The following is a 17,796-nucleotide window of genomic DNA, read 5'->3' as shown; positions in this document are numbered from 1 at the left end:
TCCGCTCAGGCCGCTTCCGAGGCGACGGAGCGGTCGCGCCGCATCAGGCCCATCTCGGTCAGCAGGTGGTCGTTGACCTTGTGGATGTCGAACACCTCTTCGGCGCGGGTTCGTGCGGCGGCGCCCATGGCCGCGATCGTCTCGGGGGCCTCCAGGAAGCGCAGCATCGCGGCGGTCAGGGCTTCGGTGTCGCGCGGCGCGACGAGATAGCCCGAGATCCCGTCCTCGACCGTGTCGCCGCAGCCCGGCAGATCGGTGGTGATGACCGGCCGCCCCTTGGCCATCGCCTCGAGGATCGAACGCGGGATGCCTTCGCGGTAGTAGGACGGCAGGACGAAGACCGACGCGTCGTCGAGAAAGGGGCGCACGTCATCCGTCCGTCCGAGGTAGTCGACCACGCCGCTGCGCTTCCAGGCGGCGATCTCCTCGGCGCCGATGCCGTCGGGATTGGGGTCGGGCGCGCCGAGGATGCGGAACTGCGCCTCGGGCCAGTCGGGCTTGAGCCGTTCGGCGGCAGTGACGAATTCGCGGACGCCCTTGGCCGAGAGAAGCCGCGCGATCAGGAGGAAGCGCGGCGGGCCGTCGGGCAGGGGGCTTTGCGCGTAGCGGTCCAGGTTGACGCCGGTTCCCGCCACGCGGATCAGCGGGACATCGTCCGCGACCATCCCGAAGCGCCGGATATCGGCCTCGTCCGCGCCGTTATAGACGAAGACGCGGCCCACGCCCTTCAGCGCCGAACGGTAGAGGCGGACCGACGCGTCGCGGATCAGGCGCCGCTTGCCCCGCGGATCGGGGTCCGAGAAGACATAGCCCAGACCGGTCATCAGCGCGTGTCGGCCTGGAACCCCCAGAAGGCGCGCCGCGATCCCGCCGTAGATCACGGGCTTCATCGTGTAGGGAAGCACGACATCGGGCTTCAGCCGCCGCAGGCACCGGATCATCCGCGCCAGCAGCACCATATCCGCGAAGGGATTCGTGCCCGTGCGCGCCATCGGCAGCACCTCGAAGGCGCAGCCGTTCCGGGCAAGGGTGTCGGCCACAGCGCGATCCGCTTCGGGGGCTAAAGCGGTCACGCTGTGGCCTTCCGCGACAAGTGCGCGGATCAGGTCGAGGCGAAAGGTCACGAGGCTGGGCGCGTAGCTGCTGATCAGAACCACGTGACGGGGGGCGCCGACGGATCGCATCACGCCACCGGATCCGATGACGGGCGGGGCGTCGGCGCTGTTTCGCCCGGCGAACGCACGCCCACCTTCTCCAGCGTCGTGCGGTAGAAGGCGTCATGGGCGTCGATGTAATGGGTCATCGAGAAATTCTCGCAGATCCGTTCGCGCGCCCGCGCGCCCAGCGCGCGGCGTTCGTCGGGGCTGCGCGCCATGAGGCGGGAGAGGCCCTCGACCTGTGCGTCGGTATCGGCAGGCGGCACGACCACGCCGGTGTCGCCCACGATCCAGCGGCTGTCGCCCACATCGGTGACGACCGCCGGGATGCCTGAGGCCATCGCCTCGCAGACGGCGAGGGGGAAGGCCTCGCCCCAGGCGGAGGGCAGCAGGAAGATGTCGAACCCAGCGACGAGGCGCGGAATGTCGCGGCGCTGGGCGAGCGAGGTGACGCGATCTTCGATGCCCAGCTCGACGGCGGCATCCCGGGCGCGCCCGGTCTCCTGCCCCTCGCCGACGAGGACCGCCTGCACGTCGTGCCCGGCCTCCAGCATCTTCGCCACGGTCGCGACCATGCGCCCCTGGTCCTTCATCGGATGGTCACGTCCGACATTGCCGACGATGGTCCGCTCGGGCGGGACGCCGATCAGGTCACCCAGCCAGGCACGGGCCTTGGGGTCGATGTCGAATTCCGAGGTGTCGATCCCGTTGGGGATGACGCAGCGGTTCTGCGCGCTGAAGCCCTGTGCCTCGTGCTGGTCGGCCGAGATGCGCGAGCAATAGGTAATGCCCGCGACGCGGCGCGAGGCCCGGGCGCTGGCCCGGATTACGAGCCGGGTCGACCGGCCCTCGTTGCGGATATCCTGCAGCGAATGATGCACCGCCCAGACCACCGGCGGCCAATTGCCCGGACCGAGCGTGGCGAGCCAGGCGGCGAGATTGCCGTGATACATCCAGCCGTGAATGAGGTCCGGCCGCGCCTCGCGGATCAGACGCCGCAGGCGCAGCAGCGCCATCGGGGACCACGATCCCTGCTGCATGTCGGCCGAGAGGACGGAGACGCCCAGCGCCGCGATCTCGTCGCCGATCGAACCCCGGGGCATGAGCGAGACGACCGTGTGGTCCCGCGCGCGCTCCCCGAGGGCGGCGAGGTATCGCAGGAGCATGACCTGCGCACCGCCGAGCCCGGTGCTCGTGACACAATGCAAAACCTTCATCGCAATTCCCTTCCGTGGCCCGGCTCAATTCCGGGATGGGCGCCGCCCGAAAACGCGTTCGTCCGTATGGCGGCGGGCCGGCCCGGACGACCGGGCCGGCCCGCCTACAGGATCATGTCCCCGGCAGAATGATGACGCTGTCGGCCCCGCGCCCCGCCGCCGTCGCGCCGGAGTTCTTCGTCCAGCGGGCCTTGAGGCCGGTCGCGGCCGGCTCCTCGCGGACACGCGACTTGGGCTCCAGCTTGACCGGCGGGTTCCAGCTCTCGTTGGCGGCTTCCTGGGCGGCCTCGCGGTAGCCGGGAACGACGTCGTGCAGCGTATCCAGGACCATCGGCGCGTCGTTGAGCCGGGCGAAGGCTTCCAGCCGGTTGGCCCACAGCACGAGCCGGTCCAGCGGGACATCCGCCGAGGTCGCCGACAGGACGCCGCTCAGGCCGCTCGGGGCGCGGGTCTCGAGCGTGTCGAACAGCTCCTCGAACAGCTTCTCACCCGGGCGCGAGCCGATGATCTCGATCCCGATATCCCGGCCGGGTTCCAGCCCGGACAGACGGATCATCCGCTCGGCGAGGTCGATGATCTTCACCGGCTCGCCCATATCCAGCACGAAGATCGCGCCCCGGTCGGTCTTGCGCTCGATCCCGTGTGCGGAGGCCATGAGCGTCAGCTCCACCGCCTCGCGGATCGTCATGAAGAACCGCTCCATGCGCGGGTCGGTCACGGTCAGCGGGCCACCATTCGCGATCTGCTCCTTGAAGAGCGGGATGAGCGAGCCCGAGGAGCCCAGGACGTTGCCGAACCGGACCGTCATGAAACGGGTGGAACCGGTTTCGGACGCGCGGTCGAGCGCCCCGCAATAAAGCTCCGCGATGCGCTTCGTCGCGCCCATCACCGAGGTCGCGTTCACCGCCTTGTCGGTCGAGATCTGGACCATCGCTGAGGCCCCGACCCGCCGCGCGGCATCCGCGACGTTGCGCGTGCCGACGACATTGGTGAGCACCCCCTCGCAGGGATTGGCCTCGACGATCGGGACGTGCTTGAGCGCCGCAGCATGCAGGACGATCTCGGGCTGGTAGCTGTCGAAGAGGTCATCCACGCGCGTGCGCTCGCGGATGTCGCAGATCTCGCAGCGGTTCTCGACCGTCGGGTGCAGACGTGCCAGCTCCTGGCCGATCGAGTAGAGATTGAACTCCGAGTGGTCGATCAGCAGCAGGCTCTCGGGCCCGTTCGCCGCGACCTGGCGCACGAGTTCCGAGCCGATCGAGCCGCCCGCGCCCGTCACGGCGATGCGGCGACCGGCGACCAGGCGAGCGAGCCGTTGCCTATCGCTCGAACGGCAGGGCCGCGGCAGGAGGTCGTCGAGATCGAGCTCCACCGTCGCGAGCGGCTGGTCCAGCCCGTATGTCTCGCACAGGCCGGGCAGGCGGCGAACGTCGACCCCCTCGTCTTCGGCCCAGGCGATCAGCCCACGGATCGACGGGTCGTCGAAATGCTCCGGCGGCTCGGTCAGGACGAGGTGTCCCGGAAGCTCGCGCGTTGTGAACCAGTCCTTGATCTGGTCGATGTCGAGGATCGAGCCGATGATCGGCACATCGTGGAAATAGAGGCCGTTCGTGTCGCGGACATCGTCGACGATCGCGACCGGGCGATAGGCCGATCCGGCCTCGTTGCGCAGCGCGCGGAGGAACAGGTCGCATGCCGTTCCCGTGCCGACCAGAAGGATCGGCGTCCCGGTGGGCGCCAGGCTGCGCCCGCCGCCCAGAAGGCTGCCGACGAAGCTGTCGTTGATCCGCCGCGCAAGCCGCGCGCCCAGAAGGAGCGGCGGGGCGACGAAGACGGCGACGATGAACACGCCCACCGGCACCGAGGCCCCGGTCAGCCCGACCAGGGACAGGATCGCCACGGCGACGATGACCATCACCACCGCCGCCAACGAGATCGCGACATCCGGGATCGACGCGGTCCCGAGGTGGCGCCGGTACATGCCGGCCGGCGGGAAGAGCAGGGCGGCGCTGACCATCGCGCAGAGGACGAAGCCCAGGATCGGCAACGCGGCCGCGGCGGTCGCGGGCCATCCGATCTGCAGCAGCGCGGCGATGCCGAAGGAGAAGGCGACGATCGCCTGGTCGCATACGAAGAGCCGCTTCTGCGAGCGGACTTCGCCCAGCATCCTCCGGACATGTGCCTGAAGGCGCGCCGCGACGCCGATTTCCGTTTCGTGAGTTTCGTCCCGTTCCGTCCCTTTAAGACGGAATACGCCTGCCCCAATCCTCAACATTACACGCCCCCAATGGCAAACCACTTAAAACACAGGGTCGATCTGGGGGGCCACGCGAATTGCGCGAGGATTCGCGAAGATTGCGAAACCGAAACGTCTTTGCCCCCCAGCAGACACAGGCAGCTTACGCCAGCTTTTCGAAAGGTCAAAGAAGCTTCGCCGCGGCACCTGACAGCGCCATGATGTTGTGTAGGGTTTGCGCGCCGCGATCTAGGTCTTGGGTCGGCATCGCGTTTCGGAGGTTAGATGCGGCGAACCGCCGGCAGCGCCCGGCACAACCGGGGAGGGAGTGTCGTCGAGGCAGGCTCGAATCGCCTCTGCCTGATTCGTAAACCGGGGGTGACGCGGCACGGCTTGGCGTCAGAAATCGCCTGCCAGCTCAGCGAGATAGGCCTCGATGCTCGAGATCCGCGTGCCGGGCATCAGGCGCCAGGCATCCCCCGGATCGCCGGGATCCAGCCAAGGGCGCGTCCGCTCCCATGGGTCGGGGAGGCCATCGCCGTCGCTGTCGGCGTCAACCGCCATCGTCGCGATGCGCGGCCAGCCGCCAAGTTCCTTGACCGCGTCGATCAGAAGACCGCCGCAGGTCTCGAGATGAGTCAGCACGAGCGCGTCGAGCGGATCGGGCGGACGCCGCCCCGGGATCCGGTCGCCCGCATTCGCCATCACGTGTTCGCGCAGGTCGGTGGCCGGCAAGACCGGGCTCACGAAGGGATCGACACGGTTCGGAACGCGGGCGGCCCGCGCGACGGGGTCGAGGACGTCGTGGCGGCTGTCGCGCGCGCATTCGCGGGTGAAGTTGTCCTCTTCGAAGATCTGCAGGCCGTTCGTGGCATCGAGCATGAAGGCCTGGATCATTTCGGGCCGCGGCCGGATCGTGTTCGGGCCCGCGATCGCGACGTTGCCCGCGTAGTTGATGCGAAGATTTCCGAGGTGGTTGTAGACCTCCCCGTTCTGGCTCCCGAAATTGTAGAAGAGGTTGTTGATGACCTCGATGGGCCCGATATCGGTGGCCTTGAGGTCCGGGTTCCGGTCTCGGTTATGGGCGAACAGGTTCCGGGCGAGGGTGATCCGGCCGCATTCGTTTCCGTCGCCCTCGCTGGAGCAGATGAGTGCGCCTTTCGAATGCGCGCCCTTCGGGTGGTTCGAATTGCGAAGTCCGAACGCGATGATGTTGTTCGCCACCGTGACGTCGGCGCTGATCCCGCTGCTGACATGGATGTTAAGGTTCTCGTCCGAGGCGAACATCATGGAGAGATGGTCGAGATAGACGCGCTGCGCGTTCTCAATCGTGACTGCGTCGACAGCTGGGCTGGGCTGGCTTCCGGGGCCCGGCCGGACCTTGAGGAAGCGCAGGACGACATCGTTGGTGTTCTTGATCAGCAGAGGTGAGCGGAACCCCTCCCGCAGTCGAAGCTGGATGCCGTCGCCCGGCGCCGTCTGCCCGGCCACGTAGACATTCGGCGCGACCATCAGTTCGCTGTCGAGATCGATCGTCCCGCTGGTGGCGAAGACGCAGACACGCGGACCGCGGCGTTCGACGCAGTCGCGCAGGCTTCCGGGGCCGGAATCGTCGAGATTGCGGACGGTAATGATTTCGCCGCCGCGCCAGCCGGTCGCGCCCGCGCCGAACCCGAAGGCGCCGGGGAACGCGAGCGCCTCCGCCCGGGCCCCGCCGGGGCTGACCGCGACCAGGCTGGCCAGGAGCACCGCCGAGACGCGCATCGCGGCGCGGGCCGGGCGCAAATCCGACATGTCGCGATACCCCATTCCGCCGCGCGCGAAGCGCTCCTTCTTGCGCGGATCGACCGCGTTGATCGCGACGCCCAGGACCGGAAGCCGGTTGCGGCGACACAGGGCAGCCGCGTCGCGCAGGCTCTCCGCCTTGGTGCGACCCCAGCGCGCCAGCAGCACGGCCGCGTCCACGAGCCGGACCAGGCGGTTGGCGTGGTCGGAGGCGAGGTAGGAGGGCGTGTCGATCAGGATCAGATCGTAATCCACCCGCAGTTCCTCGGCGATCGCATCTTCGCTGGCGGTGGTCTGGCCGAGCTTTCGGCCGAAATGCGAATCCGGGCTGAAGTTGATCACGTCGAGCCCGTTGAGGCCGCAATTCTTGCTGATCCCCGCTTCGAAGGCCGCCGGATCCTCGAGCGCATCCTGCAGACGCTGTGAGGAGCGGCGCGCGCCCAGCATGCGGCTGGCGCCGTAATCCTGCACGTCCAGATCGATCAGCAGCACGCGCAGCCCGTCCTGGGCCGCGCAAATCCCGGCCGCGGCGGCCAGGGTCGACTTGCCCTCTTTCGGCATCGCGCTCAGCAGCATGACGACGTTGCCGTGCTTGCCCGTCCCTTGCGCCAGCGCGGCGGCGATCAGGGCCCGGGTCGCCTGGCCGAAGCTGGAATAGGGCGTCCGCGCGAGATGCTGCAGAAGGCCGCTGCGGGTGTCGAGGCCGCGCTTCGACAGAAGTGGAAGCTCTCCGATATTGGGAACGCCGGTCGCACCTTCCGCGTCCTCGCTGCTCCAGATGCGGGTGTCGAGACCCTCGCGGATCAGCGCCAGCACGAGGGCCAGGCTGAGAAGCGCGGCGAAGGCGATAGCGAGCGCGAGGTTGGTTTGCGGTGCCGTGGGCTCGTTCGGCGTCTGGGCATAGGTGATCAGCCGCGCCGTCGGTGTCAGCGAGTCCCGCTGCGCCTCGTACTCGCTCAGCCGCTCCGAGATGGATTGCAGCCGCTGCCGTTCGATCTGCAGGGCCAGTTCGAGCTGCGCGCGCTCCAACTCCGCGTTGGTCCGCTCGCGAAGCGCCTCGGTCTTCTGCTGGATCCGGCTGGCGAGATCGCGGCTTCCGGCGTCCTCGCCCAGCTCCGAAATCGCGCGGAGGCTGTTGAGCTCGGCCAGCATGGTCGGGGTCTTGTCCGCATCGTCGAGCGCGTTCAGGCGGATCAGCGTCACCAGCTCCGTCTGCAGCGACGACAGACGCTCCAGCGCCAGGTCGGACCGGCGGTCGAGGAAGTCGATCGCATCCTCGATGCCGCCGCGCTGGCTGCGCAGGGATTCGCGGATGTAGTGCTCGGCCATCGTGTTCACGATGCGGGCCGCGAGCTCGGGGTCAGGATGCGTCGCCTCGAGATGGATCGCGAGGCTCTGCCCTGCATGGCGCACCGTGTAGGAGGCCAGAAGCTTGTCGATCACGGCTTCCCGGAGCTGCGCCTCCTCGGAGCCGAGCGGGGCCGTCAGGTCGCCGCTTGCCTCGCCGTTGGGCTGTGGCTGCAGGCTGGCCGGCACCGGCTGTTGCGGCGCGTCCGGCGCGGTTTCGGCGGCCATCTCGACAGGTGCCGTACCGTCACCCTCGGGGGCCGCGGACAGGGTATCGGGGGCCACCGGATCGTCGCCGCCGAAGAGGTTCGCCAAACGACCGAAGAACGACGGCTCGCCCAGCGCGCCGTTGAATGTCGGGTCGCTGAAGAGATCCATCTGCTCGGCGACGGCTTCCGCGAAGCGCCGGGATCGCAGGACTTCGACCTCGGTCTGCGCGACGGCCGGATCCACGGCCCGCAGGCGCGAGGTCACGGTGTCGAAGCTTGTGCTGCCGGGCTCGAGGACGAGCACGGCGGTCGCGGTGTATTGCTTCTCCATCGAGAAGAGCGCGGCGGCGACGAGCGCCATTCCGACGGCGACGAACACGGCGATCCGCGTTGCGTTGCGCAACAGCAGTCCCGGAAGATCGGACAGGCCGACCCGGCCGATCGCCGCGTGATCCTCGTAGGAACCGCGGAGTTGATGACGATGCTGGGCGCGCCCCGCGCCCTCGGAGTCCCGATCCAGATTGCTCACCATTCACCTCGCACACTCGGGCCCGGGATCGAGCCGCAAAACACAAAAAATCGGTGGCGCGACGGGATTGCCGCCGAGGCGGCGAGTGGAAAGCCGACGCGTCTTTTTTCAGGACTGACACAAAATGCACCACTAATCTACGTTCTCGCCGTCATGGCGCGCGGGACAGACTGATCACCGAAAAAACACTTGATCCCAAGGGCGACCGTATTGTCCTGTCGGAGAGGTTGCGGACGACAATGTCTTTCTGTCGGGGGTGTGGATGCCGCGTGTTTTCGAGTTGCTGCTTATCGGGATCGCATTTCTTCTGTGCGCGCTTCCGATGATCGTGGTCGCTCTCGTCGTCCGGTGGCAGCTCGGATCGCAGACCCGGGCCGGGCAGGGCGGGCGCCCCTTTCGGGTCTGGAAGTTCCGCTCGATGACCGATGCGCGCGATGCGCGCGGCGAGCTTCTGCCCGACGATTCGCGGCAGACCGCGGTGACCCGGCTGCTGCGCCGGACCCGGCTGGACGAAACCCCGCAGCTTCTGAATATCTTGCGGCGCGACATGGCGCTGGTGGGGCCGCGGCCGCTTCGTCCCGACACCATCGCGAAGGCCGGGGCGCGCGGCGAGCGCCGTTCGCGCGTCCGCCCGGGCATGACCGGCTGGGCGCAGATCAGCGGCAACACCAAGCTGAGCGAGGACGAGAAATTCGCGCTCGACCTCTGGTATGTCGATCATCGCAGCTTCTTGCTCGACCTGCGGATCCTCCTCGAAACCGTCCTCGTGATCCTGCAGGGCGAACGGCGCAACGCCGCACGGCTCAAGCAGGCGATGGCCATCTCGCGCTGGCCGAAGGCGGCCGAGCCATGAAGACGGTTCTCGTCGGGGCGGTGGACAGCACGCGCGCCGCCCTCGACGCCATGGTCGCCTCGGATCACGCCCCGGACCTTCTGGTCACGCTGCCGAGCGAGCTGTCGCGGCGGCACTCGGATTTCGTCGATCTGGCCGGGCCCGCGGATGCGGCCGGCGTCGCGCTTTTCCGGACCGAGCGCTCGGACGGGCCCGAGACGCTCGCGCGGCTGCGCGCGCTCGCGCCGGATCTCGTCCTCGTCATCGGCTGGTCGCAGATCTGCGGCGCGGAGTTTCGCGACATCCCCCGGCTGGGCTGCCTCGGGTTTCACCCGTCGGCCCTGCCGCGGCTGCGAGGGCGCGCGGTGATCCCCTGGACGATCCTTCTGGGCGAACAGCAGGCCGGCGCCTCGCTCTTCTGGCTCGATGCGGGTACCGATACGGGCGACATCGCCGCGCAGGAAATCTTCGCCATCGATCCCGCGGCCGAGACCGCACGCAGCCTCTACGACCGGCAACTCGCGGCGCTCACGAAGATGCTGCCGCCGCTGCTGGACCGGATCGGCTCGGGTGACGTTCCACGCCAGCCGCAAGATCACGCGCAGGCGACCATCTGCGCCCGCCGCCGCCCCGCCGATGGCCGCATCGACTGGCACCGCCCTCTGGCCGAGATCGACCGCCTGGTTCGTGCCGTCGGCCCGCCCTATCCGGGCGCCTTCGCGACAGCCGGCACGGACGCGCAGGCGATCCAGCTGCTCGCGGCCGGCCCCGATCCGGACGGGCACCGCTTCATCGGGCTGCCGGGGCAGGTCCAGGCGATCGACGAGGACGGGTTTTCGGTGATGTGCGGCGACGGCGCCTGCCTGAAGGTGGGGGCCTGGGCCCCGTCGGATTGGCGCCCGAAACTGCACGAGACATTCAGCTAGGACTTCGACGCAATGCAAGATTTCTTCGCCTCGGATCGCCCGGTCCTCGTGGTCGCGCCACATCCCGACGACGAGGTGCTGGGCGCGGGCGGCCTGATGGCCCGGCTGGCGGATGCGGGGCGCGCGGTCCATGTGGCGGTCGTCACGCGCGGGATGGCGCCCGACTTTCCCGACAGCCTGATCGAAACCGTCCGGGCCGAGGCCCGGCGCGCCCATGCGCATCTGGGAGTCACCGAGACCCACTGGCTGGACCTGCCCGCGGCCCGGCTGGGTGAGGTGCCGCACGGCGAGGTCAACGCCAAGATCGGGGCGCTGGTCCGCGACGTCGCGCCCGGGCTGATGCTGGTGCCCCATGTGGGGGACATCCATCTCGACCACCAGCTTATCTTCCTGTCCTCGCTCGTGGCGGCCCGCCCGCATCAGGCGGATTACCCCGCCACGATCCTCGCCTACGAAACGCTGTCCGAGACCAACTGGAACGCGCCCTACCTGTCGCCGGGCTTCCTTCCGCAGGTCTTCGCCGACATCACGCAGACGATCGACCGCAAGCTCGAGGCCTTCGCGATGTTCGAAAGTCAGGTCCGCGCGGCCCCGCACGAACGCTCGATCGAGACGATCCGCGCCCTCGCCACCCTTCGCGGCGGGACGGTCCACCGGGCCGCCTGCGAAGCCTTCGTTCTCATCCGTCACGCAGCCTGAGGAGGCGCGCCATGCCCGCACAACGTTGGCCCGTTTTCGACGAGGAGCAGATCGCCGCGGTGGCGGATGTCCTGAGGTCGGGGAAGGTGAATGCCTGGACCGGACCCGACGTGAACGCGTTCGAGGCCGAATATGCCGACCACCTCGGCGTGGCGCATGCCATCGCCTTCGCCAATGGCAGCGTCTCGCTCAACGCGGCCCTCGCGGCGCTGGACCTGTCCCCGGGCGACGAGGTTATCGTCACGCCGCGCAGCTTCGTGGCCTCCGCTTCCTGCGTGCTGCTGTTCGGCGCGACCCCTGTCTTTGCCGAGATCGACCGCGACAGCGGCAACATCACGCCCGAGACGATCGCCGAGCGGATCACGCCGCGCACGAAAGGCATCATCCCCGTGCATCTGGGCGGCTGGCCCTGCGACATGCCCGCGATCATGGCGCTGGCGCGGGCGCGGGGCCTCTGGGTCGTCGAGGATTGCGCGCAGGCGCATGGCGCGATGATCGACGGCCGGCCCGTGGGCAGTTTCGGCGATTTCGCCTCCTTCTCCTTCTGCCAGGACAAGATCCTCAGCACCGGCGGGGAAGGGGGCCTGCTGGCGGTCTCGGACGAGGCGCTGTGGCGCAGGGCGTGGAGCTACAAGGACCACGGCAAGGACCACGCGACGGTGTTCGCCGAGGATCATCCGCCGGGGTTCCGCTGGCTGCACGCGCATCCCGGAACCAATCTCCGGATGCCCGGGACCTGTGCCGCCCTGGGCCGGATCCAGCTGCGCCGGCTTCCGGACTGGCATCGCGACCGGGCGCGCAACGCCGCGCGGCTCGCCCGCGCCTTCGCGCCATCGCCGCTGCTGCGCACGCCGATGCCCCGGGCCGGGCTGACCCATGCCTGGTACCGCTTCTATACCTATGTCCGCCCCGAGCGGCTCGCCGACGGCTGGAGCCGCGACCGGATCGTCGCTGAAATCAATGCCGCTGGGTTTCCGGCATTCTCGGGAAGCTGCTCGGAAATCTATCTCGAAAAGACCTTCGACGGCGCGAACAGGCCGGCGGAGCCTTTGCCGGTCGCGCGGGAATTGGGCGAAACGAGCCTCGCCTTTCTCGTCGATCCAACCTGGAGCCTCGCCGGAATCGACGATCTGATCGCCGCCGCGATGCCGATCCTGTACGCTGCGTCGGCGGAGACGACGGAGGCCGTGCGCGCAATCTGAATTCAGGGATTGTCGTGGGCGAATGCGACTTCGCAATAACTGCTTCGATTTCGGAGACGTTTCAGCGTCAAGAATTCCATTGTTTCGAAAACCGCATCAAAGGCGTGCGCGGCCCTAATACGGTCGCGCATGGCAATCCGCGGAACGCGGGCCGTGATCCGGGCGAAACGGTCTGTTGAGAATTAGTGCGATCGCATCGGAATCACGCGCGTAGATGGCGACGGAAAGCTGGTGGCCGCGGGGACTCCTTTCAGTGGAAAATCAATCGTTAGCCGGTTATCCTCCCCAAGCGGCCATGTGTTCGGCCGCGTTTTGCGTTTGGGTGGGTTAAGCGATGCAGCAATTGGACGCGCGGACTCTCGACGACCAGCAAGCCTTGACATGCGATATCTGTATCGTGGGCTCCGGCCCATCCGGTCTGACCCTGGCCGAGCGGCTGTCCGGCGGGCCGCATCGCGTCATCGTACTCGAGAGCGGTGACCTCAAATTCGCGGCCAAGTCCCAGGCGCCGTCCCGCGGCGAGATCGTGGGGATGCCTTACGAACCCCTTCACGTCTGCCGCGTGCGCCGAATGGGCGGCTCGACGGGGCGGCGCGGCTGGGGCGGCTGGTGCAAGACGCTGCGGCCCGAGGATTTCGAAGCGCGGCCGCACATCCCCCACAGCGGCTGGCCCGTGACCTTCGAGGAGATGAAGCCGCATTACCGCAAGGCTTTCGAGACATGCCGCTTCGACGGTCTCGACTCCGGCGAATGGTTCCAGAAGCCGGCCGAGCGCGGCTGCGATGTCGGCATCGAGCACGCCTTTCTCGCCCCGATGAAGGACTTCGCGGATGGCTGGCGGGATCTGGCGGATGCCGATGCGAAGAACCTGACCGTGGTCTACAACGCAACGGCAACCGAAATCCTGACCGAGGGCAATGCGGAGACCGTCAGCGCGATCGCCTTCACCGACGGACAGCAGCAGCGACGCGTCGAGGCCAGGATCCTCGTCCTCGCCCTCGGCGGCATCGAGAACGCCCGGATGCTGCTCGTCTCCGACAGCGTGCATCGGAACGGGATCGGCAACGAGCGCGATCTCGTCGGCCGCTTCTTCATGGAGCACCCGCGGCTGAGATGGGGCCACATGGTCGTCGGCCCGGATGGCGGCGAGTTGGTCGATCTCGACCCCTCGCATATCAACCGCACCGGGGAGGAGCTACCCTCGGATCTCGTGGCGCGACTGCGCAAGGGCCTCGTTCTCTCGCGCGAGTTGCGCGAGCGCGAGGGTTTGCTCGACTCCCGCACCTGGCTGCAGCCCATTCCGCAAGCCGGGGAGGGCGCGGGCGCCGTGGCGCTGCGCGAGGCGGGGTTCTGGATCGCGAAGGGCCGGTGGCCGCCGCATCCCGTCCGCGCCTTCTCGACCATGGCACTGAACCCTGTCGACAGCCTCCGGGCGCTGCGGTTCTACAAGGGTCCGGCGAGGGCCCGGCTGAAGACGACGGCGTTCGGTTTCAATTCGATCTTCGAGCAGGCGCCGAACCCGGACAGCCGCGTTTGGCTTTCGCGCCGCCGCGATGCCCTGGGGGTGCGCCGCGTCTCGCTCGACTGGCGCATCGAGGATGTCACGCGGCGGACGTTCCGCCGGACGCAGGAGATCCTGGCGCAGCATCTGCGCGGCCAGGGCCACACGGTGACCGTCGCGCCCTGGACGTCCGAGGGCGAGAAGGGCTCGCGCGTCAGCTGGGTCCGCCACCACATGGGCACGACCCGGATGAGCGCCACGCCCGCGTCCGGTGTGGTCGATCCGAACAACCGCGTCTTCGGCATGCGCAACCTCTATATGGCGGGGTCTTCGGTCTATCCGACGGTGGGCAACGATATGGTGACGCTAACCGCGATCGCCCTGTCGCATCGCCTGGCCGACACGATCGAAGCGGAACTGGCCCGCGTCGACCGGTCCAGCCGGCACAAGACCGCCTCCGGCGAGCAGGCCGCGGCGGCAAGCTGACGCGTCGAGCCGGTGGTCCGACGTCCGCGGCCCGGTTGCGGTGGGAAGATGGTGGGGATTGGCGGAGAGACAGGGATTCGAACCCTGGGTAGACGTTAATCCACAACGGTTTTCGAAACCGTCCCGTTCGACCACTCCGGCACCTCTCCGCACCTCGTGGTGGCGCGTCTTTAGGCAGGTCGCGCGGGCTGTGCAAGTGGATCACGCTTGATTTCGGCGATGACCCGTGCGGCCCCCTTTCGGCTTCACATGCCCGACCCCGCGGTGTTCACTTGCCGCGAGGCAGTTGGAGCAGTGAGATGAAGAAGAGCATTAGGATCTTCGCGGTCGTCCTGTGCGGGGCGGCGCTCGCGGGGGCGGCCGCCTGGGCCGGGTCGACCGGCCCCGGCACCGCAAAATCCGAGCAATCCGAGACCGTCGCGCCGGACGCGCATGGCGCGCTCATGGCGGCGGCGAAGGCCGATGCGCTGATGCAGGTGATCGCCACCGAGGGCGCCCGCCACGGGATGGGCCTGGAGGCCGCGCTCTTTCCCGGGCGCGGGGGCGCGGGCTGGGCGCGGCGCGTGTCGGTCATCCAGGCGCCCGAGCGCCTGATGGGCCATCTCGCGGAGGCGCTCCGGCAGGAGCTGTCGCCCGCGGATGCGGATGCGATCCGCGAGTTCCTTTCCGGCCCAGTCGGCGCCCGCGTGGTCGCGCGCGAATTGGAGGCGCGCCGCGCGCTCCTGGACGTGCCATCCGAGGCCGAGGCCGAGGCGCAGCGCGTGGCGGAGGCGGAGCCCGAGGGCCCGCGCGGCGCGCTGATCGCGGAGATGATCGAGACGCTGGACCTAGTGACGATCAACGTCTCGGGCGGAATGAACGCCAACTATGCCTTCTACAAGGGTCTCGGCGATGGCGGCGGCCTGCGCGACGGGATGACCGATGCCGAGATGCTGGCCATCGTGCGCGGGCAGGAGGCCGAACTGCGCACCGCCGTGGGCGCCTGGCTTCAGGATTACCTCACGCTGGCCTATGCCCCGCTTTCGGATACGGATCTGCGCGAATACCTGGCCTTCACCCGCTCCGCGCCCGGGCGGCGCTACATGGCGGCGATGTTCCAGGGCTTCGGCCGCGTCTTCGAGGCGACCTCCTACGATCTGGGCCGTGCGGCGGCGGAGTTCATGACGCACGAAGACGCCTGAGCCTCGCTTGACACCCTCGCGCCCGCATGGGATAGGCGCGCCCGGGTCGTGGTTTCTTCCGCGGCCCTTATCAATTTGACCTGCCCTTCGATGGGCACGCTGTCCGAGGTGGCGCCGAAAGGGGCCGGGAAGACCCGCAAGGGCACCGCAGGGCGCGATGGAAACAGGAGAGAGCGGATGTTTGCCGTTCTGAAAACCGGGGGCAAGCAGTACCGGGTCGCCGCGGGCGACGTGCTGCGGGTCGAACGTTTGGCCGCCGAGGCCGGTGAGAAGGTCCAGTTCAACGAGGTGCTGATGCTGGGTGGCGATAACGTCACGCTGGGCACGCCCACCGTGGACGGTGCCGCCGTGCAGGCCGACGTGATCGACCAGATCAAGGGCGAGAAGCTCATTCACTTCGTTAAGCGCCGCCGGAAGCACTCGTCGAAGCGCACGAAGGGCCACCGCCAGAAGCTGACCCTGCTGCGCGTCACAGACATCCTGACCTCGGGCGCCGACAAGTCGGGCGTCAAGGAAGCGGTGGGTTCGGGCTCGGTCTCGGGGGCCGCGCTGGCCGCCGCCGCGCCGGCCGCCAAGGCCGCGCCGAAGAAGGCCGCCGCGCCCAAGAAGGCCGCGCCGAAGAAGGCCGCCGATCCCGCGCCCGCGACCTCGAGCGATGCCGACAAGGTGGCCGAGGCCGCGACCGCCGGCACCCGGCCCGGTAACCTGCTGGACGCGCCGCGCGACGGCAAGGCCGACGACCTGAAGAAGATCTCGGGCGTGGGTCCGAAGCTGGAAGGTCTGTTGAACGAGAACGGCGTCTTCCATTTCGACCAGATCGCCGCTTGGGGCGAGGCCGAGGTTGCCTATATGGATGACCGTCTGTCGTTCAAGGGCCGCATCGCCCGCGACAACTGGATCGACCAGGCGACGCAATTCGCCGCAGAGAAGGAGTAAGGACCGATGGCACACAAGAAAGCCGGTGGTTCGTCCCGCAACGGCCGCGACTCCGCGGGTCGTCGCCTGGGCGTCAAGCTGTTCGGTGGCCAGAAGGCCATCGCGGGCAACATCATCGTGCGCCAGCGCGGCACCAAGTGGTGGCCGGGCGAGGGCGTGGGCCTGGGTCGTGACCACACGATCTTCGCGACCACCGATGGCGCCGTGACCTTCCGCAAGGGCTTCAAGGGGCGCACCTATATCAGCGTGCTCCCCGAGGCCGAGGCCGCCGAGTAAGCGCCCCCGCATATCCCGAACCGAAGGGGGACCGGCGGCAGGCCGGTCCCCCTTCCTCGTTTCTGAACCCTGCCATGTCCCGGAGGCCGTGCCCTGTCCGTCGCCGTCCTTCCCTTCGCCGCCTTCGCCGCCAGCCAGGTCGGCACGCCGGGGCCGGCCAACATGGCGCTGATGGCCACCGGTGCGCGCTTCGGGCTGCGCGGCGCGCTGCCCTTCGTGGCGGGCGTGGTCCTGGGCAAGCAATTCATCATCTGGCCCGTGGGCTTCGGCCTGATGGAGCTCGCGGACCGCGCACCCTGGGCCTTCGCGGCGCTGAAATGGGCCTCGGCCGCCTATATCATCTGGTTGGCCTGGCGCGTGGCGAACATGCGCCTGGGCCAGGCGGGCACGGCTCCGGCGCCTGGTTTTCTGGCCGGGCTGATCGTGCACCCGCTCAACCCGAAGGCCTGGGCGATGATCACCGGCGGCTTCACCGCCTTCACCGCGCCGGGCACCCCGGCGCTGGAGGCGACGGCCACGATCGCGGCGGTCCTGCTGCTCTGCCAGCTGGCGATGCACCCGCTCTGGACCATGGCGGGCGCGCTGGTCGCGCGGCACCTGCGGGGCCGGCCGACCGAGAAATACCTGATGTGGACGCTGGCGGCGCTGACCGTCGCCTCCGTCCTTTTCGTCCTGTTCGGAGGAGGACCGGCATGACACCCCAGAAAGCACCCGTTCGCATCGACCCCGAGGCGTCGCGCGACCAGGCCGTAATCCGGACCGGACGCCTGACGCTGCGGCCCGTCCGCCGGGCCGATATGGGCCTGATCGAGCATTACACCGGCGACAAGCGCGTCGCCGGCATGACCACCTCGATCCCGCACCCGTTGCCGCCGGGCGCGGCCGATGCGTTCGTCACCCGTTGCCTGAACGGCGTGCGCGACGAGACCGTCTGGGCGATGGATGCGACCGAGGCGGGCCTGGGCGAGCTGGTCGGCCTGATGAGCCTCGAGACGATGGATCGCGGCCAGGCCGAGATCGGCTATTGGGTGGCGCCGGTCGTCTGGAACACCGGCCTCGCGACTGAGGCGCTGCGCGGGCTGATGGACGCCAATCCGCTGGGCAACAGCCAGGTCTTCGGCAAGGTGTTCCAGGACAACCCGGCCTCGGCCCGCGTGCTGACCAATGCCGGCTTCGACTATATCGGCGACGCCGAGGCCTTCTGCGTCGCGCGGGGCGCGGTGGTGCCGCAATGGACCTATATCCGGCAGATGGGCGGCTGACGGGCTGCGCCCGAT

The 17,796-nt window shown here is 68.6% G+C and carries 14 protein-coding genes and 1 tRNA gene; 10 read left to right on the top strand and 5 right to left on the bottom strand.

The features are described from left to right. Positions 1–5: 5 nt before the first annotated feature. From P8627_RS00170 to P8627_RS00155, 4 genes are all read right to left on the bottom strand, one after another. Complete coding sequence (locus P8627_RS00170; RefSeq protein WP_279967513.1) at positions 6–1,184, bottom strand: glycosyltransferase family 4 protein; 1,179 nt, start codon at positions 1,182–1,184, stop codon at positions 6–8. Beyond that, positions 1,184–2,323: a glycosyltransferase gene (locus P8627_RS00165; RefSeq protein ID WP_279965463.1), complete on the bottom strand. Its 1,140-nt coding sequence runs from the start codon at positions 2,321–2,323 to the stop codon at positions 1,184–1,186. Before P8627_RS00165 ends, P8627_RS00170 begins: the two co-directional genes overlap by 1 nt. Positions 2,324–2,486: 163 nt before the next feature. Next, on the bottom strand, positions 2,487–4,541 hold the full coding sequence (locus tag P8627_RS00160) for a polysaccharide biosynthesis protein (RefSeq protein ID WP_279965462.1): 2,055 nt from the start codon (positions 4,539–4,541) through the stop codon (positions 2,487–2,489). A gap of 468 nt (positions 4,542–5,009) precedes the next feature. Next, positions 5,010–8,483, bottom strand: a complete 3,474-nt coding sequence (locus P8627_RS00155) for an AAA family ATPase (RefSeq protein ID WP_279965461.1) — start codon at positions 8,481–8,483, stop codon at positions 5,010–5,012. 259 nt (positions 8,484–8,742) lie between these two features. On the opposite strand from P8627_RS00155, the gene P8627_RS00150 reads away from it, so the two are divergent. The 5 genes from P8627_RS00150 (at position 8,743) to P8627_RS00130 (ending at position 14,126) form a co-directional block, all read left to right on the top strand. Then, positions 8,743–9,333, top strand: coding sequence for a sugar transferase (locus P8627_RS00150; RefSeq protein WP_279965460.1), 591 nt, complete (start codon positions 8,743–8,745; stop codon positions 9,331–9,333). After that, entirely contained in the window at positions 9,330–10,238 is a 909-nt protein-coding gene (locus tag P8627_RS00145; RefSeq protein ID WP_279965459.1) for a methionyl-tRNA formyltransferase, read from the top strand. The genes P8627_RS00150 and P8627_RS00145 overlap by 4 nt, the downstream gene beginning before the upstream one ends. A gap of 12 nt (positions 10,239–10,250) precedes the next feature. Next, positions 10,251–10,937, top strand: a complete 687-nt coding sequence (locus P8627_RS00140; protein ID WP_279965458.1) for a PIG-L deacetylase family protein — start codon at positions 10,251–10,253, stop codon at positions 10,935–10,937. An 11-nt stretch (positions 10,938–10,948) separates the two neighbouring features. Continuing rightward, complete coding sequence (locus tag P8627_RS00135; RefSeq protein ID WP_279965457.1) at positions 10,949–12,139, top strand: DegT/DnrJ/EryC1/StrS family aminotransferase; 1,191 nt, start codon at positions 10,949–10,951, stop codon at positions 12,137–12,139. Positions 12,140–12,536: 397 nt separating this feature from the next. After that, the gene (locus P8627_RS00130; protein ID WP_279965456.1) at positions 12,537–14,126 is read left to right on the top strand and encodes a GMC family oxidoreductase; all 1,590 of its coding nucleotides are present in this window, start codon (positions 12,537–12,539) and stop codon (positions 14,124–14,126) included. 59 nt (positions 14,127–14,185) lie between these two features. Here the strand turns inward: P8627_RS00130 and P8627_RS00125 are convergent. After that, a tRNA-Ser gene (locus tag P8627_RS00125) sits at positions 14,186–14,275 on the bottom strand. A 150-nt stretch (positions 14,276–14,425) separates the two neighbouring features. Between P8627_RS00125 and P8627_RS00120 the strand changes: the two genes are divergently transcribed. From P8627_RS00120 to P8627_RS00100, 5 genes are all read left to right on the top strand, one after another. After that, positions 14,426–15,307 carry a DUF2059 domain-containing protein gene (locus P8627_RS00120; protein WP_279965455.1) on the top strand — a complete coding sequence of 294 codons (882 nt, stop codon included), beginning with the start codon at positions 14,426–14,428 and terminating at the stop codon, positions 15,305–15,307. A 177-nt stretch (positions 15,308–15,484) separates the two neighbouring features. Continuing rightward, the gene (locus P8627_RS00115; protein ID WP_279965454.1) at positions 15,485–16,243 is read left to right on the top strand and encodes a 50S ribosomal protein L21; all 759 of its coding nucleotides are present in this window, start codon (positions 15,485–15,487) and stop codon (positions 16,241–16,243) included. 6 nt (positions 16,244–16,249) lie between these two features. Then, positions 16,250–16,519, top strand: coding sequence for a 50S ribosomal protein L27 (gene rpmA / locus P8627_RS00110; protein WP_279965453.1), 270 nt, complete (start codon positions 16,250–16,252; stop codon positions 16,517–16,519). A 93-nt stretch (positions 16,520–16,612) separates the two neighbouring features. Next, a complete protein-coding gene (locus tag P8627_RS00105) occupies positions 16,613–17,215 on the top strand; it encodes a LysE family translocator (protein WP_279967512.1) in 603 nt (200 codons plus the stop codon). Then, complete coding sequence (locus P8627_RS00100) at positions 17,212–17,781, top strand: GNAT family N-acetyltransferase (RefSeq protein ID WP_279965452.1); 570 nt, start codon at positions 17,212–17,214, stop codon at positions 17,779–17,781. Before P8627_RS00105 ends, P8627_RS00100 begins: the two co-directional genes overlap by 4 nt. Positions 17,782–17,796: the final 15 nt, after the last annotated feature.

It is taken from the genome of Jannaschia sp. GRR-S6-38, from assembly GCF_029853695.1.
GTDB lineage: Bacteria > Pseudomonadota > Alphaproteobacteria > Rhodobacterales > Rhodobacteraceae > Jannaschia > Jannaschia ovalis.
This window is presented reverse-complemented; position numbering and strand designations above follow the sequence as displayed.

What these genes read in the sequence shown, in the direction of transcription:
- P8627_RS00170 (WP_279967513.1), bottom strand. Translation starts at nt 1,184, where the DNA reads ATGCGATCCGTCGGCGCCCCCCGTCACGTGGTTCTGATCAGCAGCTAC.
- P8627_RS00165 (WP_279965463.1), bottom strand. Translation starts at nt 2,323, where the DNA reads ATGCTCCTGCGATACCTCGCCGCCCTCGGGGAGCGCGCGCGGGACCAC.
- P8627_RS00160 (WP_279965462.1), bottom strand. Translation starts at nt 4,541, where the DNA reads ATGCTGGGCGAAGTCCGCTCGCAGAAGCGGCTCTTCGTATGCGACCAG.
- P8627_RS00155 (WP_279965461.1), bottom strand. Translation starts at nt 8,483, where the DNA reads ATGGTGAGCAATCTGGATCGGGACTCCGAGGGCGCGGGGCGCGCCCAG.
- P8627_RS00150 (WP_279965460.1), top strand. Translation starts at nt 8,743, where the DNA reads ATGCCGCGTGTTTTCGAGTTGCTGCTTATCGGGATCGCATTTCTTCTG.
- P8627_RS00145 (WP_279965459.1), top strand. Translation starts at nt 9,330, where the DNA reads ATGAAGACGGTTCTCGTCGGGGCGGTGGACAGCACGCGCGCCGCCCTC.
- P8627_RS00140 (WP_279965458.1), top strand. Translation starts at nt 10,251, where the DNA reads ATGCAAGATTTCTTCGCCTCGGATCGCCCGGTCCTCGTGGTCGCGCCA.
- P8627_RS00135 (WP_279965457.1), top strand. Translation starts at nt 10,949, where the DNA reads ATGCCCGCACAACGTTGGCCCGTTTTCGACGAGGAGCAGATCGCCGCG.
- P8627_RS00120 (WP_279965455.1), top strand. Translation starts at nt 14,426, where the DNA reads ATGAAGAAGAGCATTAGGATCTTCGCGGTCGTCCTGTGCGGGGCGGCG.
- P8627_RS00115 (WP_279965454.1), top strand. Translation starts at nt 15,485, where the DNA reads ATGTTTGCCGTTCTGAAAACCGGGGGCAAGCAGTACCGGGTCGCCGCG.
- rpmA (WP_279965453.1), top strand. Translation starts at nt 16,250, where the DNA reads ATGGCACACAAGAAAGCCGGTGGTTCGTCCCGCAACGGCCGCGACTCC.
- P8627_RS00100 (WP_279965452.1), top strand. Translation starts at nt 17,212, where the DNA reads ATGACACCCCAGAAAGCACCCGTTCGCATCGACCCCGAGGCGTCGCGC.